The organism is Streptomyces sp. NBC_00353 (assembly GCF_036108815.1).
In the GTDB taxonomy this organism is placed as follows: domain Bacteria; phylum Actinomycetota; class Actinomycetes; order Streptomycetales; family Streptomycetaceae; genus Streptomyces.
In genome coordinates, this window is the sequence record NZ_CP107985.1 from 5304277 (window position 1) to 5329289 (window position 25013).

At 68.9% G+C, this 25013-nt stretch carries 24 protein-coding genes and 1 tRNA gene; 15 read left to right on the top strand and 10 right to left on the bottom strand.

Going from position 1 to position 25013, the window contains the following annotated elements:
- Nucleotides 1-76: 76 nt before the first annotated feature.
- The gene (locus tag OHA88_RS23985) at nt 77-670 is read right to left on the bottom strand and encodes a TetR/AcrR family transcriptional regulator (protein WP_267004007.1); all 594 of its coding nucleotides are present in this window, start codon (nt 668-670) and stop codon (nt 77-79) included.
- A gap of 123 nt (nt 671-793) precedes the next feature.
- Here OHA88_RS23985 and paaN point away from each other — a divergent pair, with 123 nt between their 5' ends.
- Entirely contained in the window at nt 794-2494 is a 1701-nt protein-coding gene (paaN, locus tag OHA88_RS23990) for a phenylacetic acid degradation protein PaaN (protein WP_328627021.1), read from the top strand.
- Nucleotides 2495-2589: 95 nt separating this feature from the next.
- Here the strand turns inward: paaN and OHA88_RS23995 are convergent, their stop codons facing one another.
- From OHA88_RS23995 to OHA88_RS24005, 3 genes are read right to left on the bottom strand one after another with little or no spacing between them, the layout of a single operon-like run.
- Entirely contained in the window at nt 2590-3336 is a 747-nt protein-coding gene (locus OHA88_RS23995) for a TrmH family RNA methyltransferase (protein WP_328627022.1), read from the bottom strand.
- On the bottom strand, nt 3333-4568 hold the full coding sequence (locus tag OHA88_RS24000) for an HTTM domain-containing protein (protein ID WP_328627023.1): 1236 nt from the start codon (nt 4566-4568) through the stop codon (nt 3333-3335). The genes OHA88_RS23995 and OHA88_RS24000 overlap by 4 nt, the downstream gene beginning before the upstream one ends.
- A complete protein-coding gene (locus OHA88_RS24005) occupies nt 4565-5341 on the bottom strand; it encodes a DUF5819 family protein (protein WP_328627024.1) in 777 nt (258 codons plus the stop codon). The genes OHA88_RS24000 and OHA88_RS24005 overlap by 4 nt, the downstream gene beginning before the upstream one ends.
- A 115-nt stretch (nt 5342-5456) precedes the next feature.
- On the opposite strand from OHA88_RS24005, the gene paaA reads away from it, so the two are divergent.
- The 6 genes from paaA to OHA88_RS24035 all read left to right on the top strand — a co-directional run bounded on the left by paaA (nt 5457) and on the right by OHA88_RS24035 (nt 10362).
- Nucleotides 5457-6503 (top strand): 1,2-phenylacetyl-CoA epoxidase subunit PaaA, encoded by a 1047-nt coding sequence (paaA, locus tag OHA88_RS24010; RefSeq protein WP_328627025.1) that lies wholly within the window; start codon nt 5457-5459, stop codon nt 6501-6503.
- Nucleotides 6500-6790, top strand: coding sequence for a 1,2-phenylacetyl-CoA epoxidase subunit PaaB (paaB, locus tag OHA88_RS24015; protein ID WP_030972485.1), 291 nt, complete (start codon nt 6500-6502; stop codon nt 6788-6790). Before paaA ends, paaB begins: the two co-directional genes overlap by 4 nt.
- Nucleotides 6787-7488: a 1,2-phenylacetyl-CoA epoxidase subunit PaaC gene (gene paaC / locus OHA88_RS24020; RefSeq protein WP_328627026.1), complete on the top strand. Its 702-nt coding sequence runs from the start codon at nt 6787-6789 to the stop codon at nt 7486-7488. The genes paaB and paaC overlap by 4 nt, the downstream gene beginning before the upstream one ends.
- The gene (gene paaD / locus OHA88_RS24025) at nt 7482-7988 is read left to right on the top strand and encodes a 1,2-phenylacetyl-CoA epoxidase subunit PaaD (protein ID WP_267004020.1); all 507 of its coding nucleotides are present in this window, start codon (nt 7482-7484) and stop codon (nt 7986-7988) included. Before paaC ends, paaD begins: the two co-directional genes overlap by 7 nt.
- Nucleotides 7989-9047: a 2Fe-2S iron-sulfur cluster-binding protein gene (locus tag OHA88_RS24030; protein ID WP_328627027.1), complete on the top strand. Its 1059-nt coding sequence runs from the start codon at nt 7989-7991 to the stop codon at nt 9045-9047.
- Nucleotides 9048-9183: 136 nt separating this feature from the next.
- A complete protein-coding gene (locus OHA88_RS24035) occupies nt 9184-10362 on the top strand; it encodes an acyl-CoA dehydrogenase family protein (RefSeq protein WP_328627028.1) in 1179 nt (392 codons plus the stop codon).
- A gap of 57 nt (nt 10363-10419) precedes the next feature.
- On the opposite strand, the gene OHA88_RS24040 is transcribed toward OHA88_RS24035, so the two are convergent.
- From OHA88_RS24040 to OHA88_RS24055, 4 genes are all read right to left on the bottom strand, one after another.
- On the bottom strand, nt 10420-10764 hold the full coding sequence (locus OHA88_RS24040) for a rhodanese-like domain-containing protein (RefSeq protein WP_030930368.1): 345 nt from the start codon (nt 10762-10764) through the stop codon (nt 10420-10422).
- 59 nt (nt 10765-10823) lie between these two features.
- Nucleotides 10824-11780, bottom strand: a complete 957-nt coding sequence (locus OHA88_RS24045; protein ID WP_328627029.1) for a hypothetical protein — start codon at nt 11778-11780, stop codon at nt 10824-10826.
- A 59-nt stretch (nt 11781-11839) separates the two neighbouring features.
- Nucleotides 11840-13291, bottom strand: coding sequence for a DUF2252 domain-containing protein (locus OHA88_RS24050; RefSeq protein ID WP_328627030.1), 1452 nt, complete (start codon nt 13289-13291; stop codon nt 11840-11842).
- 136 nt (nt 13292-13427) lie between these two features.
- Nucleotides 13428-14588, bottom strand: coding sequence for a hypothetical protein (locus tag OHA88_RS24055; RefSeq protein ID WP_328627031.1), 1161 nt, complete (start codon nt 14586-14588; stop codon nt 13428-13430).
- A 77-nt stretch (nt 14589-14665) separates the two neighbouring features.
- Here OHA88_RS24055 and OHA88_RS24060 point away from each other — a divergent pair, with 77 nt between their 5' ends.
- Complete coding sequence (locus tag OHA88_RS24060; protein ID WP_267004032.1) at nt 14666-15133, top strand: MarR family winged helix-turn-helix transcriptional regulator; 468 nt, start codon at nt 14666-14668, stop codon at nt 15131-15133.
- A 42-nt stretch (nt 15134-15175) separates the two neighbouring features.
- On the opposite strand, the gene OHA88_RS24065 is transcribed toward OHA88_RS24060, so the two are convergent.
- Entirely contained in the window at nt 15176-15520 is a 345-nt protein-coding gene (locus OHA88_RS24065) for a winged helix-turn-helix transcriptional regulator (protein WP_030972465.1), read from the bottom strand.
- A gap of 130 nt (nt 15521-15650) precedes the next feature.
- On the opposite strand from OHA88_RS24065, the gene OHA88_RS24070 reads away from it, so the two are divergent.
- Nucleotides 15651-16262 carry an FMN-dependent NADH-azoreductase gene (locus OHA88_RS24070; RefSeq protein WP_328627032.1) on the top strand — a complete coding sequence of 204 codons (612 nt, stop codon included), beginning with the start codon at nt 15651-15653 and terminating at the stop codon, nt 16260-16262.
- Nucleotides 16263-16453: 191 nt separating this feature from the next.
- Here OHA88_RS24070 and OHA88_RS24075 read toward each other — a convergent pair.
- Nucleotides 16454-16536 (bottom strand) — tRNA-Leu (locus OHA88_RS24075).
- 325 nt (nt 16537-16861) lie between these two features.
- Here OHA88_RS24075 and OHA88_RS24080 point away from each other — a divergent pair.
- The 6 genes from OHA88_RS24080 (at nt 16862) to pknB (ending at nt 24953) form a co-directional block, all read left to right on the top strand.
- Complete coding sequence (locus OHA88_RS24080) at nt 16862-17737, top strand: DUF3662 and FHA domain-containing protein (RefSeq protein ID WP_326604797.1); 876 nt, start codon at nt 16862-16864, stop codon at nt 17735-17737.
- 10 nt (nt 17738-17747) lie between these two features.
- A complete protein-coding gene (locus OHA88_RS24085) occupies nt 17748-18263 on the top strand; it encodes an FHA domain-containing protein FhaB/FipA (protein WP_030930391.1) in 516 nt (171 codons plus the stop codon).
- Nucleotides 18264-18392: 129 nt separating this feature from the next.
- A complete protein-coding gene (locus OHA88_RS24090; protein WP_326628843.1) occupies nt 18393-19898 on the top strand; it encodes a Stp1/IreP family PP2C-type Ser/Thr phosphatase in 1506 nt (501 codons plus the stop codon).
- 23 nt (nt 19899-19921) lie between these two features.
- A complete protein-coding gene (locus OHA88_RS24095) occupies nt 19922-21340 on the top strand; it encodes an FtsW/RodA/SpoVE family cell cycle protein (RefSeq protein WP_328627033.1) in 1419 nt (472 codons plus the stop codon).
- On the top strand, nt 21337-22791 hold the full coding sequence (locus tag OHA88_RS24100; protein WP_328627034.1) for a peptidoglycan D,D-transpeptidase FtsI family protein: 1455 nt from the start codon (nt 21337-21339) through the stop codon (nt 22789-22791). The genes OHA88_RS24095 and OHA88_RS24100 overlap by 4 nt, the downstream gene beginning before the upstream one ends.
- Nucleotides 22792-22961: 170 nt before the next feature.
- Nucleotides 22962-24953: a Stk1 family PASTA domain-containing Ser/Thr kinase gene (gene pknB, locus OHA88_RS24105; RefSeq protein WP_328627035.1), complete on the top strand. Its 1992-nt coding sequence runs from the start codon at nt 22962-22964 to the stop codon at nt 24951-24953.
- Nucleotides 24954-25013 lie beyond the last annotated feature (60 nt).

Here is a 25013-nt window from a genome sequence, read left to right on the forward strand (position 1 = left end):
GCTCAGGAAGGCAGGCATCCGCAGGAGGGCAGCCATTGAGCAGGGTGGCGGTCTTCCCTCTCCGGCCATGGGCGGCTCAGCGGCTGGAACGCATCCCCTCGAATGCCAGCTGAACGACCGTGTCCGCCAGCTGCTCCCCCTCGGCGCCACCGCCCGGCTGCGGCCGGTACCACTCCACCAGGGAGTTGACCATCCCGAACAGCAGCCTCGTCGCCAGCCGTATGTCCACGTCGGAGCGGAGATCACCGTCCGCGACCGCCGCCTTCAGCAGTTCGGCCACCCGCTGGTCGAATTCGCGCCTTCGCTCCATGGCCCAGCGCTCGGCCGTCGTATTGCCCCGCACGCGCAGTAGCAGCGTGACGTAGGGCAGTTCGGCTATCAGCACCTCGACGGTGCGGCGAGTGACGTATTCGACCCGCTCGATCGCGCGCCCCCGACTCGCTCCCGACTCGTCGAGAATCCCGAAGAGCCCGTCCAGCGCCCGGCTGACCGCACGTCGCAGGAGCTCTTCCTTGCCCGCGACATGGTGGTAGATCGACGACTTGGAGATGCCCGCCGCCTTGGACAGGTGCTCCATGGACGTGCCGTCGTAACCGCGTTCGTTGAAGACACGGACGGCGACGGTGAGGAGAGTCTCCGGGGTGTACGTGTCCCGCTTGGCCGTGGTCATGTCCGCGATCCTCCCCTACGAGTTGTCCACAGGTTCCGTGGGGCCCCTTGTCCCGACCGATCGTTCGGTTACTCTAACTCTGTCCGCCCGTCCCTGCCCAGCTCGATGAGGAGTTGGTCCGTCATGGCCGCCGAGCTCTCCCCGCAACTGCTGTCCGAGAAGCACCGCCCCACGCTCGACCAGGCCCTCGACGCGATCCGTACGCGCGCCTACTGGTCCCCGCATCCCGAGCATCCGAAGGCGTACGGCGACGGCGGCGCCCCGGGCAGCCTGAGCGCTGCCGAGGGCAAGGCCGCGTTCGACGCCGTGCTGCACACCCGGCTCGACCTCGGCCAGCCGGGCACCGACGGCTGGACGGGCGGGGAGGTCTCTCCCTACGGTCCGGAGCTCGGTGTCGAATATCCGCATGCCGATCTGGACGTGCTGCTTCCGGCGATGCGTGCGGGGATGGCTGCCTGGCGCGAGGCGGGGCCCGAGACCAGGGCCCTGGTCTGTCTGGAGATCCTTTCGCGGATCAGCGCCCGCACCCATGAGTTCGGCCACGCCGTGATGCACACGAGCGGGCAGGCCTTCATGATGGCGTTCCAGGCGGGCGGCCCGCACGCTCAGGACCGCGGCCTGGAAGCGGTGACGTATGCGTACGAGGAGCAGATCCGCACCCCGCGGACCGCGGACTGGTCCAAGCCCCAGGGCAAGCGCGACCCGCTCCAGCTGCACAAGTCGTTCATCGCGGCGGGCCGCGGCATCGCGCTGCTGATCGGCTGCAACACGTTCCCCACATGGAACGGCTATCCCGGCCTCTTCGCCTCCCTCGCCACCGGTAATCCCGTCCTGGTGAAGCCGCATCCGCGCGCCGTGCTTCCCCTGGCGCTCACGGTGCAGGTGGCCCGCGACGTGCTGAGTGAGGCGGGCTTCGACCCCAATCTGGTCTGTCTGGCCGCCGAGCGGCCGGGCGAGGGCATCGCCAAGACCCTGGCGGTCCGGCTCGAGATCAGGATCATCGACTACACCGGATCCACCGCCTTCGGCGACTGGCTGGAGGCCAACGCCCGCCAGGCCCAGGTCTACACGGAGAAGGCCGGGGTCAACACGATCGTCGTCGACTCCACCGATGACTACCGGGGCATGCTGGCCAATCTGGCCTTCTCCCTCTCCCTGTACAGCGGCCAGATGTGCACCACCCCGCAGAACCTGCTGATCCCCCGCGACGGCATCACGACGGACGCCGGCGACAAGACGTACGACGAGGTGGTCGGTGACATCGCCGCCTCGGTCACCGGTCTGCTCGGAGACGACGCCCGGGCCAACGCACTGCTCGGTGCGCTGGTCAACCCGGAGGTGAAGGCCCGGCTGGAGGCGGCGGCCGGACTGGGCGAAATCGCCCTGGCGTCGCGTGAGGTGGCCAACCCGGAGTTCCCGGACGCGGTGGTCCGCACCCCGCTCGTCGTCAAGCTCGACGGCACCAAGCCGGACGACGAGGCGGCCTATCTCGCGGAGTGCTTCGGACCGGTCGCTTTCGCGGTCGCGGTCGACTCGACGGCGGACGCGGTGGAGCTGCTGCGCCGCACGATCCGCGACAAGGGCGCGATGACGGTCGGTGCGTACACGACCTCGCCGGAGGTGGAGCGCGCGGTGGAGGACGTCTGCCTGGACGAGTCGGCCCAGCTCTCGCTGAACCTGACGGGCGGGGTGTACGTCAACCAGACGGCGGCCTTCTCCGACTTCCACGGCTCGGGCGGCAACCCTGCGGCGAACGCCGCACTGTGCGACGGAGCATTCGTATCGAACCGCTTCCGCATGGTGGAGGTCCGCCGCCAGGCCTAGCAAGGGCCCGTGTGTCAGTCCTTCCGGCGCCGGGGGGCGCAGGAGCAGGAGCCAGGGGGCAGGCAGAACCCCCTGGCTCCGGTGTGCCGCCCCCCTCAGACCCCGGCCTCCGGAATGTCGGCGTACCGCTGCACCCACGCATGCATGGCGATGGCCGCCGCAGCCCCCGCATTGATCGACCGCGTCGAGCCGAACTGCGCGATCGAGCAGACCATCGCCGCGTGCTTGCGGGCCTCTTCCGTAAGCCCCGGCCCTTCCTGCCCGAAGAGCAGCACACACCGGCGCGGCAGCTCGGTCCGCTCCAGCGGCACCGCCCCCGGCAGATTGTCGATCCCGATGATCGGCAGCCCCTCCGCCGCCGCCCAGGCGGTCAGATCGGCCGTGTCGGGATGGTGCCGCACATGCTGGTACCGGTCGGTGACCATCGCACCGCGCCGGTTCCAGCGCCGCCGGCCCACGATGTGGATCTCCTTGGCGAGGAAAGCGTTCGCGGTGCGCACCACCGACCCGATATTGAAGTCGTGGCCCCAGTTCTCCACCGCCACATGGAAGTCATGTCGTCGCAGATCCAGATCGGCGACGATCGCCTCCCGCGTCCAGTAGCGGTACTCGTCGCCGACATTGCGCCGGTCGCCGTGGGCGAGCAGCTCCGGGTCGTACCGCTCGCCCTCGGGCCAGGGCAGCGCATGCGGCCCGACACCGATCTCCGCCCCGAACCCGTCGTCGTACTGCATCGGTTCCACGGGCGGCTCACCCGCGGCGAGGGCTGCGTTCGACGGATCCTCGCTGCTGGGACTGCTGCTACTGCTGGTACGGCCGGTGCTGCCGGTATCGCTGCTCACCCGACGAGCGTATGGCCACCGCTTCCGCTGTGCTGCGGGGCCTCCTCCTCGCCGCTGCGCCGCTGCTCGGGCACTCGGTCCGCGCGCGAGAACAGCAGCTGCCGCCCGAGCGTCACCCGGCCGCCCAGCCAGACCAGGAAGACCGTGGGCAGGAAGACGGAGTCTGCGGCGATCATCGCCATCGAGAAGAAGGGCAGACCCAGCAGCAGGGCGATGCCGGCGTGCTCGCACATCATGGCGACGAGCAGGACGTTCTTGACGCGCCGGTTGAAGAGGGTGAAGGGGAAGGCGACCTGCACGATGACCGTGCCGTACGTCAGGATCATGACCATCACACCGCTGGACGCGAGGATGTCGGACAGTGCGGGCCAAGGCGTGAAGTAGTCGAGCTTGAGCGGGTAGTACAGCGCCGTGCCGTCCTGCCACCGCGAACCCTGGATCTTGTACCAACCCGCTGTCGCGTAGATCAGACAGACTTCGGCCATGATCACGACGAGCGTGGCGTTGTGGACGAGGTTGGCGATGACATCGAGCAGAGTGCGCGGCTCGCTCTGCGGTGCGTAGCGGTTCACGGCCCACCAGGCCCCGTGGCCGATCCATATCACCCAGAAAAGGGCCGGCAGCCACCAGGTGCCGCCGAAGCCGTCGGCCACCGAGCCCGCCACGAGAGCCAGGCCGAGCACCACCCAGAGGACCGCCCCGGCCACATTCCGCACCGGCCGACCGGCGCCCGTCCCTTCAGGGGGCGCTTCCCGCGCCACCCGCGCCGCTCGCCGCGCGTCCAACGACCAGACCTGCCCGCAGCGCGTCAGCACCAGATAGATCGCCATCAGATGGATGACGTTGTCGCCACCGTCGCCCAAGAAAATGCTGCGGTTCTGCAGCGAGAGCACACCGACCATGAAGAGAACGGACATCGCACGGGTGTGCCAGCCGAGCATCAGCAGTGCGGCGGACAGCAGGGCGACCGCATAGACGATCTCGAACCAGACCGTGCTGTCCGACCACAGGAGCGCAGAGAAGGCTTCGTTGCCCGATATGAGCTGCTTCGCCATGCCCCAGCTCCACGGGGAGTCGGGGCCGTACATCTCGTGGCGGTGCGGCAGCTCGCGCAGCAGGAACAGCAGATACGTGACGGAGAAACCAATCCGTATGACAGCGCTCTGGTACGGGCCGAGGGCCGAGGACGTGATGCGCTGGACACCGCGTGCCAGTGGGGAAGGCGTGCTCACTTGTCCGCCTCCTTGGCGCTCTCGGGAAGGTCGGCGGGGGTGACGGTCCACCACGGCAGCACCCGGTAGTTCGGCCTGGTACTGATTTTCTCCGTACTCCACGGCGGCGCCGCGACGGAGCGCACTTCGGAGCGGACCTGGATGCGCTCGACGGTGCCGCCGTAGTCGTGCTCACTCAGGCGGAGCATCACGATGCGGCGGATGTAGCGCTCGGCGAGTTCGCCGCGCAGGCCGTTCGGACGGTTCTCGGTGTCGTGGGAGTTGAGGTAGAAGTCCCAGCCACGGCGGAGCTCGTTCTGATGGACGTGGCTGGGGAGGAGATTGCCGCGTATCGCCTTGCCGTCCTCGCCGGAGAGGCTCATCCAGGGAGTCGTGCGGCGTCCGTCGGCGCCGGCTATCTCGGCCCGGACGTGCACGCCGACGTTCTGCTGGAGCGGATTGGGCGCGAAGAGCTTCCAGTTCTGTTCGAACTCGGGATAGACCCAGTCGTCGACCACTTTGCCGTGCTGCTTGGTCAGGGTGTTGGACGGTGCGACGTGCAGAAACACCATGGCCAGGTGAGTGCAGGCAATCAGCCCGATGATCGACAGCGCGACTGCGGCACCGATCTGGTACGGAAGAGACAGGCCGGAAATGCCGGCACGGAGCCGCGCGGGCGCTGCGGCGGAACCGGCGTCCCGGCCGGCGTCGAACGGTGCGTCCTCGCGCTGCTCCGCCTCTGACCCGACGCTTCCGTTCCCGCCTCCGACACCCCTGTCGTCGTACGAATCCATCCCGCCCCGATCCCCGTCGATCCCCGGTCAGTTATCCACAGGGTTGACACCCTACGGGCCGCCGACTCACCATTGAAGTCAATGAACCGAACGATCGGTCGGTAGGGAGCCCGGGATGGCGGCAGTGACTGCGGACCAGACGACGCAGGCGAAGGCGCAAGGGACGGTGCAGGCGACAGCAGGCGGCCCCGACGGGGCTGACGGTGCCCAGCTGGCCGCGTTCGACGCCGCGGTGGCAGCCGAGGAGCGCATCGAGCCGCGTGACTGGATGCCGGACGCCTACCGGGCCTCGCTGGTCAGGCAAATGGCCCAGCATGCCCACTCCGAAATCATCGGCATGCAGCCCGAGGCAAACTGGATCAGCCGCGCCCCCTCACTGCGCCGCAAGGCGATCCTGATGGCCAAGGTGCAGGACGAGGCAGGACACGGGCTCTATCTCTACAGCGCGGCGGAGACCCTCGGGACGAGCCGCGAAGAGCTGCTCGACAAGCTCCACGCGGGCCGCCAGAGGTATTCGTCGATCTTCAATTACCCCACGCTGACCTGGGCTGATGTCGGCGCGATCGGCTGGCTGGTGGACGGCGCCGCGATCACCAACCAGGTGCCGCTGTGCCGCTGCTCGTACGGTCCGTACGCCCGGGCCATGGTCCGCATCTGCAAGGAGGAGTCCTTCCACCAGCGCCAGGGGTACGAGCTGCTGCTCACTCTCGGCCGCGGCACTCCGGCGCAGCGTGAGATGGCCCAGGACGCGGTGAACCGCTGGTGGTGGCCGTCCCTGATGATGTTCGGTCCGCCGGACGACGCGTCGGCGCACTCGGTGCAGTCGATGACCTGGAAGATCAAGCGGCACTCGAACGACGAGCTGCGGCAGCGGTTCGTCGACATCTGCGTTCCGCAGGCCGAGGCGCTGGGGCTCGCCCTCCCGGACCCGGACCTCCGGTGGAACGAGGAGCGTGGACACCACGACTTCGGGTCGATCGACTGGACGGAGTTCCAGGAGGTCCTGAAGGGCAACGGCCCGTGCAACGAACAGCGCCTCACCCAGCGGCGCCGGGCGCACGAAGAGGGCGCCTGGGTACGGGACGCGGCGGCTGCGTACGCCGTGAAGCACCACGCAGAGAAGCACACCACACAGACACCGACCGCGGAGGCGACAGCATGAGCAGCTCGACGGACTGGCCGCTGTGGGAGGTGTTCGTGCGGTCGCGGCGCGGCCTCTCCCACACCCACGCGGGCAGCCTGCACGCCCCGGACGCCGAGATGGCCCTGCGCAACGCCCGCGATCTGTACACGCGCCGCTCCGAGGGCGTCTCCATCTGGGTGGTGCCGTCCACCGAGATCACGGCCTCCTCGCCGGACGAGAAGGACTCGTTCTTCGAGCCGGCCGGCGACAAGCCCTACCGGCACCCGACCTTCTACGAGATCCCGGAAGGGGTGAAGCACCTGTGACCGCGGCCCTCGCCCTCGGCGACGACGCGCTGGTGCTGTCGCACCGGCTGGGGGAGTGGGCGGGCCATGCGCCCGTGCTGGAGGAGGAGGTGGCCCTCGCCAACATCGCCCTGGATCTGCTGGGGCAGGCGCGGGTGCTGCTCTCGCTCGCCGGGGACGAGGACGAGCTGGCGTTTCTGCGCGAGGAGCGGGCATTCCGCAACGTCCAGCTGGTCGAGCAGCCCAACGGCGACTTCGCCCACACCATCGCCCGTCAGCTCTACTTCTCCGTCTATCAGCGGGGGCTGTACGAGCAGTTGGCAGCCGGTGAGGGAGAGTTCGCCGGGCTGGCGGCGAAGGCCGTCAAGGAGGTCGCCTACCACCAGGACCACGCCGAGCACTGGACGCTGCGGCTCGGCGACGGTACGGCGGAGAGTCACCAGCGGATGCAGCGCGGGGTCGACACCCTGTGGCGGTTCACCGGTGAGCTGTTCCAGCCGGTCGAGGGCGTGGACATCGACTGGCAGTCGCTGCAGAACAGCTGGCTGGCGACCGTCACCGGCGTGCTGGAGCAGGCAACGCTGACCGTACCGGCCGGCCCGCAGTCCGGGGCCTGGACAGCCGGGGCGGGACGGCAGGGCATCCACACGGAACCCTTCGGCCGGATGCTCGCCGAGATGCAGCATCTGCACCGCAGCCACCCGGGAGCGTCATGGTGACCGGAACGCTGCTCGAGGAAGAGGTACGCAGGCTCGCCGGGTCCGTGCCCGACCCCGAGCTGCCCGTCCTGACCCTGGAGGAGCTGGGCGTGCTCCGCGGGGTGGAGGTGCTCGCCCCCGGCAAGGTCACGGTCCGCCTCACCCCGACGTACACCGGCTGCCCGGCGATCGAGGCCATGTCCGCCGATATCGAGCAGGTCCTGCACGACCACGGGATACCGGAGGTCTCCGTGGTCACCGTCCTCGCACCGGCCTGGTCGACGGACGACATCAGCGCGGAAGGGCGGCGCAAGCTCGCCGAGTTCGGCATAGCGCCGCCGCGCCCGCATGACGCGGCCGGCCCGTCCGGCGGGCCGGTGCCGCTCACCCTGTCCGTACGCTGCCCGCACTGCGGCTCCACGGACACGGAGCTGCTGAGCCGGTTCTCCTCCACCGCCTGCAAGGCACTGCGCCGCTGCGTGAGCTGCCGCGAACCGTTCGACCACTTCAAGGAGTTGTAGATGTTCCATCCGCTCCGGGTCCGCGCGATCGAGCGGCTGACCGACGACTCGGTGGCCGTCACCTTCACGGTGCCGGCCGAGTTGCGCGAGACCTTCCGCCACAAGCCCGGCCAGCATCTCAACGTGCGTTACACGGTCGACGGCGAGGAGATCCGACGTTCGTACTCGATCTGCGCCCCGGCCACCGAGGCGCCGGCCGATCCGGCTCTGCGGGTGGGCATCCGGCTGGTCGACGGCGGTGCGTTCTCCACGTACGCCCTCAAGGAGCTCGCCGTCGGCGACCAGGTCGAAGCGATGCCTCCGATGGGACGCTTCGTGCTCACGCCGCGCGCCGGGCATTACGCGGCGATCGTCGGTGGCAGCGGCATCACCCCGGTGCTGTCGATCGCGTCGACACTGCTGGCCCGGGAGCCTGCGGCCCGGTTCTGTCTGATCCGGAGCGACCGGACCGCGGCCTCGACGATGTTCCTGGACGAGGTCGCCGACCTCAAGGACCGCTACCCGGACCGCTTCCAGCTGGTGACGGTGCTCTCCCGCGAGGAGCAGCAGGCCGGTCTGCCGTCCGGCCGGCTCGACCGGGAGCGACTGACCGGGCTGCTGCCCGCGCTGCTCTCGGTGGGGGAGGTGGACGGCTGGTACCTGTGCGGACCGTTCGGTCTGGTCCTGGCAGCGGAAGGCGCGCTGCACGGCCTCGGTGTCGACCGGGCCCGTATCCACCAGGAGATCTTCCACGTCGACGACGGGCCGGCCGCGACCGCCCGCACCCGCGTCGAGGCGCCCGCACACAGCACACTGACCGCGAGGCTGGACGGCCGCTCGGGCAGCTGGCCGGTTCAGGACGGCGAATCACTGCTGGAGACGGTGTTGCGCAGCCGCGCCGACGCGCCGTACGCCTGCAAGGGCGGGGTGTGCGGGACGTGCAGGGCCTTCCTGGTCTCCGGCGAGGTCCGGATGGACCGCAACTTCGCGCTGGAACCGGAAGAGACGGGGGCGGGTTATGTGCTGGCCTGCCAGTCGCATCCGGTCACACCGGAGGTGGAGCTCGACTTCGACCGCTGACACCAGCGGGTCCCCGGCCCGCGCCCTCTCCTTCTGCCCTCCTCCTCTCTGCTGTTCCCTTCTTGTAGAAGCTGTTCTATCTTGACGACCCGTCAGGTCCGAGTACGAGCGCAGCGGTTCGCAGGAGGCCAGGGCAGTGGACTTCACCTTCACAGAGGAGCAGCAGGCAGCCGTCGAGGCAGCGAGGGCGATCTTCTCGGGCGTGGAGCCCGACGGAGTGCCCAGCCCCGCCCTCACCCCGGGCGCGGTGGCCGAGGACATCGACCGTCCCCTCTGGGCCCAGCTGGCCGCGGGCGACCTGCTGGGCCTGACGCTGGCGCCGGAACACGGCGGGGCCGGGCTCGATCCGGTCGCGCTCTGCCTGGTCCTGCGGGAGTCGGCCAAGGTGCTCGCCCGGGTGCCGCTGCTGGAGACCTGCGCGGTCGCGATGTCGCTCCAGCGCGACGGCGATCCCGGTCTGGCCGCCGAACTGCTGCCCCGTGTCGGCCGGGGCGAGCTGGTCCTCACCGTCGGGGCCAACGGCCGCACCGGCCACGACCCGGCCGAACTAGCCGTCACCGCCCTCCGGGACAGCAACGGGAAGAACGACCGGTCCAGCAGTAGCGACAGCAGCGACAGTTCGGTCTGGGTACTCGACGGGGTGCAGTCAGGCGTGCCGTGGGCTCACTCCGCAGACTGGATCGCCGTGCCCGCCCACACAGCCGACGGCCGCGCCGTCCTGGCCCTGGTACACCGCACCGCCGAAGGCGTCACGCTGGCCGAACAGGTCTCCACCAGCGGCGAGTTGCTCGCCGAGGTCCGGCTCGACGGGGCACGGATCGAGGACCGCGCACTGATCGACACCCCGGGAGCCTGGGAGTGGCTCCGCGCCGCGCTCACCACCGGAACCTGCGCGCTCGCACTGGGACTTGGCGAGACGGCACTGTCCATGACGAGCGAATACACGGGTAAGCGCGAGCAGTTCGGGTTCCCCGTCGCGACGTTCCAGTCCGTCGCCGTCCAGGCCGCCGACCGGTACATCGATCTGCGGGCCATGGAAGTGACACTCTGGCAGGCAGCCTGGCGGATCTCCACGGGGACAGCCGGCGCGCTGCCCGTCGCGGGCGATATCGCCGTGGCGAAGATCTGGGCCTCGGACGGCGTCCGCCGGATCGTGCAGACGGCGCAGCATCTGCACGGCGGCTTCGGCGCGGACACCGACTACCCGCTGCACCGCTTCCACGCCTGGGCAAAGCAGATCGAGCTCTCGCTCGGCCCGGCGGCGGCGCATGAGGAAGCGCTGGGCGACCTGCTGGCCGCTCATCCCCTCGGCTGAGAACCACGAGCCCGGCCCCGGACCACCCGGGGCGGACCCGACGGGACCCCGGCCGGGTCAGAGAACGAAGGCCGGGGTGCCGTTGTCGGTGACCATCGGGCGTCCGGCACCGTCCCAGGCGAGCATCCCGCCGTCGATGTTCACGGCGTCGATGCCCTGCTGCACCAGGTACTGCGTGACCTGGGCGGACCGGCCACCGACCCGGCACATCACATGCACGCGCCGACCGTCCTCGGCCGCCTCGGTCAGCTCACCGAAGCGGCCGACGAAGTCACTCATCGGAATGTGCAGGGCACCTTCGACATGCCCGGCGGCCCATTCGTCGTTCTCCCGGACGTCCAGCACCAGGCCGTCCGACGGCACCGCCGCGACATCCACCGAGGGCAGCGGAGCGAAATTCATGGGTCATGCCTTCTCTCGTGCGTACGCTCCGGAGTCACGCTCCAGAGTCACCAGAAACGCTACTGCACCAGTCCCGCAAGCTCCGCCTCGCGCTGCGAGACCTCGCCCAGCAACTGCTCGGCGATCTCGTCGAGCAGCCGGTCCGGATCTTCGGGTGCCATCCGGAGCATGGCCCCGATCGCGCTCTCCTCCAGCTCCTGGGCAAGGACCGCCAGCAGCTCCTTGCGCTGGGTCAGCCAGTTCAGCCGGGCGTAGAGCTCCTCGCTCTCGCTGAGCTCCGCCCGTTGCGTGGACGGTCCGGCAGCCCACTCCTGCGCCAGCTCCTTCAGCAGCGCTTCGTCCCCAAGCCCGTAAGCCGCGTTGACGCGCGTGATGAACTCGTCCCGGCGCGCCCGCTCCGTCTCGTCCTGAGCCAGATCCGGGTGGGCCTTGCGCGCCAGCTCGCGGTAGAGCTTGCGCGCCTCCTCGGTCGGCCGGACCCGCTTGGGCGGCCGGACCGGCTGCTCGGTCAGCATGGCCGCCGCCTCGGGGGACAGCCCGTCGGAGTCGATCCAGTCGTGGAAGAGCTCCTCGACACCCGGCATCGGCATCACGAGCGCCCGCGCCTCCTGCGCCTTGCGCAGGTCCTCGGGGTCACCGGTCCTGGCGGCCCGGGCCTCCGCGATCTGCGCATCGAGCTCGTCGAGGCGGGCGTACATCGGGCCGAGCTTCTGGTGGTGCAGCCGGGAGAAGTTCTCGACCTCGACCCGGAAGGTCTCCACGGCGATCTCGAACTCGATCAGTGCCTGCTCCGCCACCCGCACAGCTTTCGCCAGCCGCGCCTCGGGACGCGCCCCATCGGCAGCACTGCCGGCATCGGCATCCGGGCCTGCGCCCGCACCCTCGTCGGCCCTGCGGCCAGGCTGCTCGTCCTGCGCATGCTGCTCGTACGGCACCTGCTGCTCGTGCTGCCGGTCGTTGTCCTGCCGGTCATCGTCGTTCCGGGTGGTCGGCACCCCGGCGGCTTCGTGGGTCACCCGTCCAGCGTATGGCCCCGCCCCGCGCCCCGAAGCCGCGAGGTCGGCGGAACCGTGCCTCACACCCCGAGCTCGGCCGCTATTCGACCCGAACCGACGGCCCGCACCAACTCCGCATGATCCGCCTCCGTACGGTCCGCGTACGTCACCGCGAAGTCCGCCATCGCCTCGTCCAGCTCGTCGTTCTTCCCGCAGTACCCCGCGATCAGCCGCGGGTCGGCGCTGTGCGCATGGGCCCGCGCCAGCAGCGCACCCGTCATCCGCCCGTAGTCGTCGACCTGGTCGGCCGTCAGGGCCACCGGGTCCACACTGCCCTTACGGTTCCGGAACTGCCGCACCTGGAACTGCCGACCGTCCACGGTCGCCCACCCCAGCAGAATGTCGCTGACGACCTGCATCCGCTTCTGCCCGAGGACCACCCGACGTCCCTCGTGCGCCACCTCAGGCACGTCGAACCCGACGGCCGGCAGATACGGCGCCAGCGCGGACGGCCGCGCCTCCTTCACCTGGAGCACCAGCGGCTCGCCCCGGTGATCGAGCAGCAGCACCACGTACGACCGGGTGCCGACGCTCCCCGTGCCGACCACCCGGAACGCCACGTCGTGGATCGCGTACCGGGCGAGCAGCGGCACCCGGTCCTCCGAGATCGTGCCCACATAGTCGCCGAGCCCCGCCGCCACCGCCGCGGCCTCCGCATCCGGCACCCGCCGCAGCACCGGCGGTGCGTCGACGAAGCGACGTCCGCCGTCCTCGGACTCCTCCGTGGACTTGGCCGCGAAGCGGGCGCTGGTGTTGTTACGGGCCTTCTGCGAGACCCGTTCCAGTGTGCCGAGCAGATCCCGCGCGTCCGTGTGCGAGACGAGCTCCTCATCGGCGATGGCATTCCAGGCATCGAGAGCGGGAAGCTTGGCCAGCAGTCGCATCGTCCGCCGGTACGCGCCCACCGTGTCGTACGCGCCCTGGCGGCAGGTGTCCTCGTCCGCCCCGGCCTCGCGCCCCGCAAGCACCAGCGACGTGGCGAGCCGCTTCAGATCCCACTCCCACGGGCCGAACACGGTCTCGTCGAAGTCGTTGAGATCGATGACCAGGCTGCCCCGCGCATCGCCGTACAGCCCGAAGTTGGCCGCATGCGCATCGCCGCAGAGCTGGGCGCCCACCCCCGTCACGGGTGTGCCCATCAGGTCATGGGCCATCAGCCCGGCCGAGCCTCGCAAGAACGCGAACGGCGTGGCAGCCATCCGCCCCACCCGGATCGGCGCGAGGCCGGGGACGCGGCCCCGGCTCGACTCCTCGACCGCCTGCACCGCGTCGGGCCGGCCGACCGGAAGGACAAGGGAGTCGTGCGAGGCCCTGGGCACCCGGTCACGCAACGCCTTGCCGGCCTCTCGGGGCGACCGCGGCGCACTCTGCTCCGGCACGGCCACACGCCGTGCGAACCCGGGCACGACCGGAATGCGCGGGCCATCCGTCACAGCCCGCTGCACCGGCACCGTCGCCTCGAACTGATCCATGGCACGCAGCCTCCCCCGCCCTCGACCGGCGTCCTTGTCCAACATCAACTGGCGACGACGGTACCGCCGTCCGCCAACAGGCGTCTGCCCCTGTGGAAAACGGGGGCAGACGCCTGTGGACAACGTCCTGCCCTGGTCAGACGCCGACGGTCTCCTCGAGTTCTTCCTCCAGCTCCTCGCCAGCCTCCGCCTCGGACCGGCGCCCGGCCTCGGACAGGCTCTCCGCCCCGGAACGGCTCGCTGTCACCGACCGGCTCTCCGCCCCGGCCCGGTGTTGGGACCCGACCGCGCCCTGGGCATGCGCGGCGACGCTCCGCCGCTTCGCTTCGGCCATCCCGGCCACGCCCATCACGGCCAGCCCCGCCACGAACCACAGCGTGAGCACCAGCACATGTCCGCCGAGCGCGTACCCGCCGAAGTACACATGGCTGCGCACACCCTCGACAAAGCCCGCACCGTTCCAGAAGGCGTGCAGCGAACCGAAGAAGCCGGGCTGCAGTTCGGGCCGGAAGATGCCGCCGGAGCTGGTGAAGTTGAGCATCACGAACAGCACCATCACGCCGAGCGTCGTCCACCGCTTCAGGAACGTGTGCAGCCCGACCCCGACCAGCAGGATGCCCGCCGAGTAGAGCCATGCCATCGCCCAGACACCGCCGAGTCCGTAATCCACCAGTCCGAACAGCGGCCCCGCGAACGCCGCACCGATGGCGCTCACCGCCAGCGACGCGCCGACGACCAGCGCCGCCCTGATCCGCAGCGCCAGCGCCGCGCCCGCGCCACCGATCACCGCGACCGATGCGTACGACCCGATACTCACCGCGACGAGCAGGAAGAAGATTCCCTGGCCGGTCGGATCGCCGTCCGCGGTCGGCGCCGTGTCCGTCACCTTCAGCGGGTCGCCCTGCGCGGCCGCCACCTTCGTGAAGACCTTCTCGACCACCGTGGCGCTGGTGTCCGAGGAGGCGGTGGCCACCAGCAGCTCGGGGTGCTTCCCCGGCAGGTAGGCGCCGTAACTCTTCTGTGTCTTCAGGTGGTTCACCGCAGTGGCCCGATCGGCGACCGTACGCACGCTCAGCGCCCGGTCGCCCTTGTCCTGCAGCGTCTGCGCGAGCACCTGGGCCCTCGGCCCGGCCCCCACCACGTCCACCCGCAGGTCGTGCGGTTCCGGAGCGTGGAACGCCCCCAGGTAGGCGAGCCCCATACCGATGCACATCAGCAGTGGAGTGACGAGGTGGCCCAGCACGTGACGCAGGGCGCCTGCGGTGGAGCCGGCGGCGGCACTCTGGCCTGTGGACATCGGAACTCCAATGGTTGGCTTTTACAACTCCCCTATCTGTTGTACTATACAACTGAAATTTTAGGAAGGTGAGCTCCGTGACAGGCACCCCCCGGGAACGCGAAGAGTCACTGGATGTCATTCAGCGGGAATTGACCGCGTTCGCACGCCGAGCGCGCGCCGCCGCAGCCCGTCTCCATCCCGAGCTGCCCCTGGTCTCGTACACGCTGCTGGCACACATCGACGACCAGCACGGCTGCCGCGCAACAGACCTGGCGGCGCACTACATGCTGGACAAGTCGACGGTCAGCCGACAGATCGGCACCCTGGAGAAGCTCGGCCTGGTCGAGCGCCACCCGGACCCCGCGGACCACCGCATCCAGGTGCTGCATCCCACCGAGGCCGGAACCCGGGCCCTCACCTCGACACAGGCCAGCCGCCGCGCGGCCTATCAGGAACGCCTCGCGGAGTGGACGGCGGACGATCTGGCCCGGTTCGCGGAGTATCTGCTGCGCTACAACTCGTCGGGCGGGACGACCGCCCAGGACGCACCCCAGCAGCCATAGCCACAGCCCCGGCCGCAGAAGCTATTGCCGGGTCCTGAACCGCTAGCAGCCGCCGTCGTCCGCGAGGTACGTCTTCGACCAGAGCGCCAGCTCCTTGAGCGCGGGCTCCATCGCGGCGCCCGCCTGCGTCAAGCGGTACGAGACCCGCAGCGGCGGCCCCTCGTCGACCTCGCGGACCACCAGCCCGGCAGCACCGAGCTCGGACAGCCGGTCCGAGAGCATGCGCTCACTGATGCCCGGAATCGCCCGCCGCAGATCGGCAAAGTGCACCGGATGCTGCATGAGTACGGAGACGATCGGGCCCGTCCAGCGCTTCCCGAACAGCTCGAAAACGCGCGTGATGCCCACGTCGACCCGCCGACACGCCTGTTCGCTGTGCTCCGCCATACACCCAGAGTACTGCGTCGCTGTGCGGGACTTACGAATAGTAAGGGCCTATGCTATTACTAGGTACGCACGAAAAAGACGCCCTCCCATCCGGCCGGGCACCATCCCTAGATATCCGTGGAGACCCCCCATGGCCACGCTCCTGCACCTCGACTCCGCCGTCTTCCCCCAGGGCTCCGCGTCGCGCGAGGTCACCGCCACATTCGTCCAGACGTGGCTCGAGCAGCACCCCGACGGCCAGGTCGTCTACCGCGACCTCGCCGCGAACCCGCTGCCCCACCTGGACGCCGCCGCGGCCGCCGCCGGCGCCGGGGACCCGCTGCGCAGCGAGCTCGCCGCCGAACTGGCAGCGGCGGACGCCGTCCTGATCGGCGCGCCGATGTACAACTTCAGCATTCCGTCCACCCTGAAGGCCTGGCTCGACCAGGTGATCATCGTCGGCCACAACGCGGGCCCCGACAGCCCCGTGGCCGGCACCCCGGTCACCGTCGTCGCCAGCCGCGGCGGTTCTTACGCCCCCGGCACGCCGCGCGCAGACTCCGAGTTCGTCCAGAACTACCTGGAGAAGCTGCTCACGAGCATGTTCGGCGCCGAGGTCGACTTCATCGTTCCGGAGCTGACCCTGGCCCACTCCCAGCCGACGATGGCCGAGCTCATCCCCCTCGCCGAAGCCTCCCGCGCCAAGGCGTTCACCGATGCCGCGGAGAAGGCCAAGGCCCTCGCCGCCCGCCTCGCGGCCTGAGCCATGCAATGAAGGGCCGGGGCCCGCGGCGTTCGACCACTCCGCGGGCCCCGGCCCTTCGTCACGCTCATACACACCGGAACACCCACCCGGGCCGCCCCGAATCGGGCGTTTCACGTGAAACAACGCGCCGAATCCACCGGGGAACGAAGAAGCCCCACAGGCCGTTGGCCTGTGGGGCTTCTCTCTTGTGCGCGAGGGGGGATTTGAACCCCCACGTCCCTAAGGACACTGGCACCTGAAGCCAGCGCGTCTGCCGTTCCGCCACTCGCGCATGAGTGGTGTTTTCAGACTCTCTCACCTGTTGGTGCGAGCGCCTGGCGACATCCGGAAGATTAGCACGCTGGACAGGGTGGATTCACATCCGTTGTTTCGCAGACGGATGCAGAACGAATGACGGACAGCGGGAACGCGCGACGACCGCCCCCACTCCTCCTCAGTGCACCCCGGGTGCGGGACACTGTCAGGACACCACCTCTACGATCCGTGTGAGAGGTGACACTCATCCACAGGGCAGACAAGGGGAACCAGCCGATTTCCCGACGCGTGGATACGATCAGTAAGCAGTACAGGGACGAGAACACCGGAGGAGGTGCCCCATGGGAGTCATGAAGCGTTTCGAGCAGCGTCTCGAAGGTCTGGTCAACGGCACCTTCGCCAAGGTGTTCAAGTCCGAGGTCCAGCCGGTCGAGATCGCGGGTGCCCTCCAGCGCGAGTGCGACAACAACGCAACAATCTGGAACCGCGAGCGAACCGTCGTCCCCAATGACTTCATCGTCGAGCTCAGCGCCCCGGACTACGAGCGCCTCAGCCCGTACTCCGGCCAACTCGGCGACGAGCTCTCCGGTCTGGTCCGGGACTACGCCAAGCAGCAGCGCTACACCTTCATGGGACCCATCAAGGTCCACCTGGAGAAGGCCGACGACCTCGACACCGGGCTCTACCGCGTACGGAGCCGCACTCTCGCGTCGAGTTCGTCACAGCAGGGCCAGCAGGCTCCTCAAGGCCACCTGGGACAGTCCGGCCACCCGGGCCAGGGGCGGCCCGCCGCCCCCCAGCCCACCGGCGGCTACGGCTACCCGCCCAGCTCCGTCCCGCCCATGCCCGCGGCCCCGCCGCCGGGCGGCGGCCGTCCCGGAGCACCCACCGCCGACCGGCGCCCGCCGGCCGCGCCCGGCCCCATGCCGAGCGCGCAGGTGCGACGCTGGATCGAGATCAATGGCACCCGCCATCAGATCTCCCGCCCGACGCTGGTGCTGGGACGCAGCACCGAAGCCGACGTGCGGATCGACGACCCCGGTGTATCCCGCCGGCACTGTGAGATCCGGACCGGAACGCCCTCGACGATCCAGGATCTCGGGTCTACCAACGGCATCGTGGTAGACGGGCAGCACACAACCCGCGCTACGCTCCGCGACGGCTCGCGGATCGTCGTGGGCAGCACCACCATCGTTTACCGGCAAGCCGAAGGGTGAAGCGGGGGCAATGTCAGAGCTGACCCTGACGGTCATGCGGCTAGGTTTCCTGGCTGTTCTGTGGCTGTTCGTGATCGTGGCCGTCCAGGTCATCCGCAGCGACCTGTTCGGAACGCGCGTCACGCAACGCGGCTCACGCCGCAGCGCGAGCGACGCACGTCCGCAACAGGCACGCCAATCTGCCGCGGCACCGCCGCAGCAACGCCAGCAGCCCGGCCGCCAGCGCCGGGGGGCACCGACAAAGCTGGTCGTCTCCGAGGGCACCCTCACCGGCACCACGGTGGCGCTCCAGGGGCAGACCATCACCCTGGGACGGGCCCACGATTCAACGATCGTGCTGGACGACGACTACGCGTCCAGCAGGCATGCCAGGATCTACCCCGACCGTGACGGCCAGTGGATCGTCGAGGATCTCGGGTCCACCAACGGCACGTATCTCGACCGGACCCGTCTCACCACCCCGACGCCCGTTCCGCTGGGCGCGCCGATCCGGATCGGCAAGACCGTCATCGAGCTGCGGAAGTAGTACGACAATGAGCGAGCGGAGCGAGCGAGCCGCGGCCGTCCGGGCAACGGACCCGGCCCGGCTCCCGACCGGAGGGTGGGCAGTGTGGCTCGAGACCGGCTGTACCCCGAGCCGACGGGCGAGGTGCGCATGAGTCTGTCCCTGCGCTTCGCCGCCGGATCGCACAAGGGCATGATCCGGGAGGGCAACGAGGACTCCGGCTATGCCGGTCCGCGCCTTCTCGCCATCGCCGACGGCATGGGCGGTCAGGCGGCCGGTGAGGTCGCCAGCTCCGAGGTGATCTCCACGCTCGTCCAGCTCGACGACGACGTGCCTGGTTCGGACATCCTCACCTCGCTCGGTACGGCGGTCCAGCGGGCCAACGACCAACTGCGCATGATGGTCGAGGAGGACCCCCAGCTGGAGGGCATGGGCACCACGCTCACCGCCCTGCTCTGGACCGGTCAGCGCCTGGGCCTGGTCCACGTCGGCGACTCCCGCGCGTACCTGCTGCGCGACGGCGTACTCACCCAGATCACCCAGGACCACACCTGGGTGCAGCGGCTGGTCGACGAGGGCCGGATCACCGAGGAAGAGGCCACCACCCACCCGCAGCGCTCCCTGCTGATGCGCGCGCTGGGCAGCGGCGACCACGTCGAACCCGACCTCTCCATCCGTGAAGTCCGGGCCGGCGACCGCTATTTGATCTGCTCCGACGGACTCTCCGGCGTCGTCTCCCACCAGACGATGGAAGAGACCCTCGCCAGCTACCAGGGCCCGCAGGAGACGATCCAGGAGCTCATCCAGCTCGCCCTGCGCGGCGGTGGCCCGGACAACATCACCTGCATCGTCGCCGACGTCCTCGACGTCGACAGCAACGACACCCTGGCCGGGCAGCTCAACGACACCCCGGTCATCGTCGGTGCGGTCGCCGAGAACCAGGCCACCCAGCTCCACGACGGCGGCGCGATGGAGACCCCCGCCGGACGCGCGGCGGGCCTCGGCCGTCCCGTCCCACCGCCCACGGGCGGCTTCGGCCCACCCGGAAGCGGTGACGGCCTCGGCTACGGCGGAATGCCGAACGGCTCCTTCGACGCGTACACCGACGACGACTTCATCAAGCCCGGCGGCGGCCGCAAGTGGTTGAAGAGGTCCCTGTACATCGTGCTCGCGCTGGCCGTCATCGGCGGCGGTGTGTACGGCGGTTACCGCTGGACCCAGAACCAGTTCTACGTGGGCGCCAAGAACGAACACGTCGCACTGTTCCGCGGCATCAGCCAGGACCTCGCGTGGGTCTCGCTCTCGAAGGTCGAGAAGGACCACCCCGAGATCGAACTCAAGTACCTCCCGCCCTACCAGCGCAAGCAGGTCGAGGCGACCATCGCCGAGGGCAACCTGGCGGACGCCCGCGAGAAGATCAGCGAGCTCTCGACCCAGGCATCCGCCTGCAAGAAGAACGCGCAGCGCCGCGCGGCCGAGGCGGAGAGCAACGCCCGCACCGGCGAGGGCGAAGCCGGCGGCACGGGCTCGGAGGTCACCAAGACGTCCGCCCGGTCCGACGCCACCAAGACCAAGCCGACCACAGCGACTCCCACTCCCGGCCCCAGCCTCTCGGAGGAAGAGCAGAAGCTGGTCCCGCAGTGCGGTAAGCAGTAAGCCGTAGGGGAGCCTTCAGCACCATGAGCGTTGTCACCAATACGACCACGATCGGCGCGATCGACGCGCCGAGCCGTCGCAACACCGAGCTGGGCCTGATGGCTTTCGCCATCGGCATCTCGGTGTTCGCGTACGCCAATGTGGGCCTTGCCATCGACGGCGAGCTGCCCTCCGGCATGCTCGGATACGGGCTCGGCCTGATCCTCCTCGGCGGCGTCGCCCACCTCGTAGTGCGCAAGTTCGCTCCGTACGCGGATCCGCTGCTGCTGCCACTGGCGACCCTGCTCAACGGGCTGGGGCTGGTGTTGATCTGGCGCCTGGACCAGTCGGAGCGGCTGATTGCACTGGCCAAGAACGCATATGGCGTATTCACCCCCTCCGCCCCCAGACAGCTGTTGTACTCGGCGGTCGGCGTGGCCCTGTTCGCCGCCGTGCTGTTCGCGCTCAAGGACCACCGCATCCTGCAGCGCTACACGTACATCTCGATGGTGGCGGCTCTGGTTCTGCTGATCCTGCCGATGTTCTTCCCCGGCAAGTTCGGAGCCAAGATCTGGATCACGATCGCCGGCTTCTCGATCCAGCCCGGAGAGTTCGCCAAGATCATCATTGCGATCTTCTTCGCCGGTTATCTGATGGTCAAACGCGATGCGCTGGCCCTGGCCAGCCGCCGCTTCATGGGCATGTATCTGCCCCGCGGCCGCGACCTCGGACCGATCCTGGTCATCTGGGCACTGTCGATCCTGATCCTGGTCTTCGAGACCGATCTCGGTACATCCCTGCTGTTCTTCGGCCTGTTCGTGATCATGCTGTACGTCGCGACGGAACGGACCAGCTGGATCGTTTTCGGCCTGCTGATGTCCGCAGCCGGTGCGGTCGGCGTTGCCACCTTCGAACCGCACGTCCAGTCCCGTGTGAACGCCTGGATGGACCCGTTCGCCTGCTACTCGACCGACCCGAGCGGCGCCTGCGAGCAGATCTCCAACGCCATCATGTCCTTCGGTTCCGGCGGCACCCTCGGCACCGGCTGGGGCCAGGGGCACTCCGACCTGATCGGCTTCGCCGCCAACGCCGACTTCATCCTCTCCACCGTCGGCGAAGAGCTCGGCCTCGCCGGAATGATGGCCGTCCTGCTGATCTACGGTCTGATCGTCGAGCGCGGTGTGCGCACCGCTCTCGCCGCCCGCGACCCGTTCGGCAAGCTCCTCGCGATCGGCCTCTCCGGCGCCTTCGCGATCCAGGTCTTCGTCGTCGCCGGCGGTGTCATGGGGCTCATCCCGCTGACCGGTATGACAATGCCGTTCCTCGCCGCCGGCGGTTCCTCCGTGATCGCCAACTGGGCCCTGATCGGCATCCTGATCCGGATCAGCGACACCGCACGCCGCCCCGCACCGGCCCCCGCTCCTTCCTCCGACGCCGAAATGACCCAGGTGGTCCGACCGTGAACAAGCCCCTGCGCCGGATCGCGATCTTCTGCGGCGTCCTCATCCTCGCCCTGCTCGTGCGGACCAACTACCTCCAGTACGTCCGCGCCGACGAGCTGAACACCCGCGACGAGAACCGCCGCGTGCGCATCGAGCGGTACGCCCATGAGCGCGGCAACATCATCGTCGACGGCAACCCCGTGACCAGCTCGGTCGAGACCAAGGGCAGCGACTTCAAGTACAAGCGGGCCTGGAAGAACGGCCCCATGTGGGCGCCCGTCACGGGGTACTCCTCACAGGCCTTCGACGCCTCGCAGCTCGAAAGCCTTGAGGACGGCATCCTCACCGGCAACGACGACCAGCTCTTCTTCGACCGCACCCTGTCGATGTTCACAGGCGAGAAGAAGCAGGGCGGCAACGTCGTCACCACCCTCAACGCAGCCGCCCAGAAGGCCGCCTTCCAGGGACTGGGCGACAAGAAGGGTGCCGTCGCCGCGCTCGACCCGCAGACCGGCGCCATCCTCGCCCTCGCCAGCACCCCCTCGTACGACCCCTCGACTTTCGCGGGCAACTCCAACTCGGACACGAAGGCCTGGCAGAAGCTCCTCAAGGACAAGGACAAGCCGATGCTCAACCGGGCATTGCGCGAGACCTACCCGCCCGGCTCGACCTTCAAGGTCGTCACCGCCGCCGCGGCCCTGGAGAACGGCCTCTACACCGACATCGACGGCAAGACGGACTCCCCGTTGCCCTGGCAACTCCCGCAATCCAGCGACAACCTCGCAAACGAGGGCAACATCCCGTGCGAGAACGCCTCGCTCAAGGAAGCGCTGCGGATGTCCTGCAACACCGTCTTCGGCAAGATCAGCGACGACCTCGGCAACCAGAAGATGATTGACGAAGCCAACAAGTTCGGCTTCAACAAGGAAATCTTCACGCCCGTCCGCGCCGACGCCAGTATCTACCCGAAGGACAACCGGCCGCAGAACGCCATGGCAGGTATCGGCCAGGCGTCCAACCGCGCCACTCCACTGCAGATGGCCATGGTCGCTGCCGCGGTCGCCAACGACGGCAAGCTCATGCAGCCGTACATGGTCGCCGAGCGGCAGGCTCCCAACCTCGACGTCATCTACACCCACGAGAAGGAGCAGCTCAGCCAGCCCCTCTCGGGTGAGAACGCGCAGAAGCTCCAGCAGATGATGGAGACCGTCGTCAAGAGCGGCACGGGAACCAACGCCCTCATCGACGGCGTCACTGTCGGCGGCAAGACCGGTACCGCCCAGCACGGTCTGAACAACAGCGAGAAGCCGTACGCCTGGTTCATCTCGTACGCGAAGACCGCCAGCGGCTCCCCGGTCGCAGTGGCCGTAGTGGTCGAGGACAGCCAGGCCAACAGGGACGACGTCTCCGGTGGCGGCCTCGCCGCTCCGATCGCCCGGGACGTGATGAAGGCGGTCATCGACAACAAGTAGTGACGCCCATCACATGGGGCGCCATATCTGCACATTGGGATACCGGTCAGATATCAGGTGACGGCTCTGGGCCGATCAGGTAGTGCGTGGCCGGTAGCGTATGCGCGAGCAGCACACCGCCGGACCACACACCGGTGTGGTCGGGACTGACGGAGAGGGCTGGAACAGTTATGGAAGAGCCGCGTCGCCTCGGCGGCCGGTACGAGCTGGGCTCGGTGCTCGGCCGTGGTGGCATGGCCGAGGTCTACCTCGCTCACGACACCCGGCTCGGCCGCACCGTCGCTGTGAAGACGCTGCGGACCGATCTCGCCCGCGACCCGTCCTTCCAGGCCCGGTTCCGCCGTGAGGCCCAGTCCGCCGCCTCGCTCAACCACCCGGCGATCGTTGCCGTCTACGACACCGGCGAGGACTACGTCGACGGGGTCTCCATCCCGTACATCGTGATGGAGTACGTCGACGGGTCGACGCTCAGAGAACTTCTGCACTCCGGCCGCAAACTGCTGCCCGAGCGCACCCTCGAAATGACGGTCGGGATCCTCCAGGCACTGGAGTACTCGCACCGGGCAGGCATCGTCCACCGCGACATCAAACCGGCGAACGTCATGCTGACGCGTACCGGCCAGGTCAAGGTCATGGACTTCGGCATCGCCCGCGCCATGGGTGACTCCGGCATGACGATGACCCAGACGTCGGCCGTCATCGGCACCGCCCAGTACCTCTCCCCGGAGCAGGCCAAGGGCGAGCAGGTCGACGCGCGTTCCGACCTGTATTCGACCGGCTGCCTGCTCTACGAGCTGCTGACGGTCCGGCCGCCGTTCATCGGTGACTCACCTGTCGCGGTTGCCTACCAGCACGTACGGGAAGAACCGCAGCCCCCCAGCAACTTCGACCCCGAGATCACGCCCGAAATGGACGCGATCGTGTTGAAGGCCCTGGTCAAGGACCCGGACTACCGCTACCAGTCGGCCGATGAAATGCGCGCCGACATCGAGGCCTGCCTCGACGGCCGACCGGTCGCCGCCACTGCGGCGATGGGCGCGGCCGGCTACGGCGGCTACGACGGGTACGGGCAGGACCAGCCGACCACGGCGCTGCGCGCTGCCGACCAGCACGGCGCCCAGACCTCCATGCTTCCCCCGGTCAACCCGGACGACGGCGGCTACGGACACGACGACCGCCCGGACCGCCGGCGCCAGAAGAAGAGCAACACCTCGACGATCCTGCTGATCGCGGCGGGCATTCTGGTGCTGATCGGCGCGATCCTGATCGGCAGATCCGTCTTCGGCGGCGACAACAGCGACAACGGCAAGGTCGACGTGCCGAACATGGTCGGGTCGACCGTGGACGAGGCGAAGGATCTCGCGACCAACGCCGGCGTCCTCCTCAAGGTCGGCTCGAAGGAACCCTGCGAGGACCAGCCCAACGGGAAGATCTGCAGCCAGACCCCCAAGGACGGCCAGATGCGGGAGAACGAGACCGTCACGGTCGTCGTCTCCAGCGGTGCGCCGAAGGTCGAGGTCCCGGACGTCACGAATCAGTCCGAGGACGACGCCCGCAAGACACTGGAGGAGAAGGGCTTCACGGTGCGGGTCGTCGCGTCCGAGTCCTCCGACGCGGAACCCGGCACCGTGCTCGACCAGAACCCCAAGGGCGGCGCGAAGGCCAAGCGGGAGTCCGAGGTCAAGATCACGGTCGCCAGGCAGAAGACCCAGAACATTCCCCCCGTGATCGGCAAGTCGTACGACGAGGCGGTGGCCCAACTCAACGGAGTCGGCTTCCAGAACGTCTCGCAGACCCCCGTCGACTCGGAGAAGCCGGCGGGTGAGGTCATCGACCAGACCCCTTCGCCGACGGATGGCAAGAAGCCGCTGGACACCCAGATTGTTCTGAAGGTCTCCAAGGGCCCCGCCCAGCCGGAGCAGGTCACGATCCCCGGCGACATCTACGGCAAGCGGTACCAAGATGTGAAGGCCCAGCTCGAAGGCATGGGTCTGGTGGTCGCGCTCGCCCCCAACTCGGTCGACAAGCCGGGCGCCACGGTGGTGAACAGCAACCCGGCCCCCACCAGCCCGGTAGCCAAGGGCAGCACGGTCACCCTCTTGACCGTCGGGGGCGGCGGGGACGGCAATATCTTCGGCGGCCCGTCCGGCTTGACGAACTGACCCTCAGAACACCGCACCACTCATCGGGCCCCGGCACCGCAACGGTGATCGGGGCCCTTT

Bases quoted from the DNA above. Each gene is read 5' to 3' on its own strand.
- OHA88_RS23985 (WP_267004007.1), bottom strand. From the start codon at position 670: ATGACCACGGCCAAGCGGGACACGTACACCCCGGAGACTCTCCTCACC.
- paaN (WP_328627021.1), top strand. From the start codon at position 794: ATGGCCGCCGAGCTCTCCCCGCAACTGCTGTCCGAGAAGCACCGCCCC.
- OHA88_RS24005 (WP_328627024.1), bottom strand. From the start codon at position 5,341: ATGGATTCGTACGACGACAGGGGTGTCGGAGGCGGGAACGGAAGCGTC.
- paaA (WP_328627025.1), top strand. From the start codon at position 5,457: ATGGCGGCAGTGACTGCGGACCAGACGACGCAGGCGAAGGCGCAAGGG.
- paaB (WP_030972485.1), top strand. From the start codon at position 6,500: ATGAGCAGCTCGACGGACTGGCCGCTGTGGGAGGTGTTCGTGCGGTCG.
- paaD (WP_267004020.1), top strand. From the start codon at position 7,482: ATGGTGACCGGAACGCTGCTCGAGGAAGAGGTACGCAGGCTCGCCGGG.
- OHA88_RS24030 (WP_328627027.1), top strand. From the start codon at position 7,989: ATGTTCCATCCGCTCCGGGTCCGCGCGATCGAGCGGCTGACCGACGAC.
- OHA88_RS24040 (WP_030930368.1), bottom strand. From the start codon at position 10,764: ATGAATTTCGCTCCGCTGCCCTCGGTGGATGTCGCGGCGGTGCCGTCG.
- OHA88_RS24050 (WP_328627030.1), bottom strand. From the start codon at position 13,291: ATGGATCAGTTCGAGGCGACGGTGCCGGTGCAGCGGGCTGTGACGGAT.
- OHA88_RS24055 (WP_328627031.1), bottom strand. From the start codon at position 14,588: ATGTCCACAGGCCAGAGTGCCGCCGCCGGCTCCACCGCAGGCGCCCTG.
- OHA88_RS24065 (WP_030972465.1), bottom strand. From the start codon at position 15,520: ATGGCGGAGCACAGCGAACAGGCGTGTCGGCGGGTCGACGTGGGCATC.
- OHA88_RS24070 (WP_328627032.1), top strand. From the start codon at position 15,651: ATGGCCACGCTCCTGCACCTCGACTCCGCCGTCTTCCCCCAGGGCTCC.
- OHA88_RS24080 (WP_326604797.1), top strand. From the start codon at position 16,862: ATGGGAGTCATGAAGCGTTTCGAGCAGCGTCTCGAAGGTCTGGTCAAC.
- OHA88_RS24085 (WP_030930391.1), top strand. From the start codon at position 17,748: ATGTCAGAGCTGACCCTGACGGTCATGCGGCTAGGTTTCCTGGCTGTT.
- OHA88_RS24090 (WP_326628843.1), top strand. From the start codon at position 18,393: ATGAGTCTGTCCCTGCGCTTCGCCGCCGGATCGCACAAGGGCATGATC.
- OHA88_RS24095 (WP_328627033.1), top strand. From the start codon at position 19,922: ATGAGCGTTGTCACCAATACGACCACGATCGGCGCGATCGACGCGCCG.
- pknB (WP_328627035.1), top strand. From the start codon at position 22,962: ATGGAAGAGCCGCGTCGCCTCGGCGGCCGGTACGAGCTGGGCTCGGTG.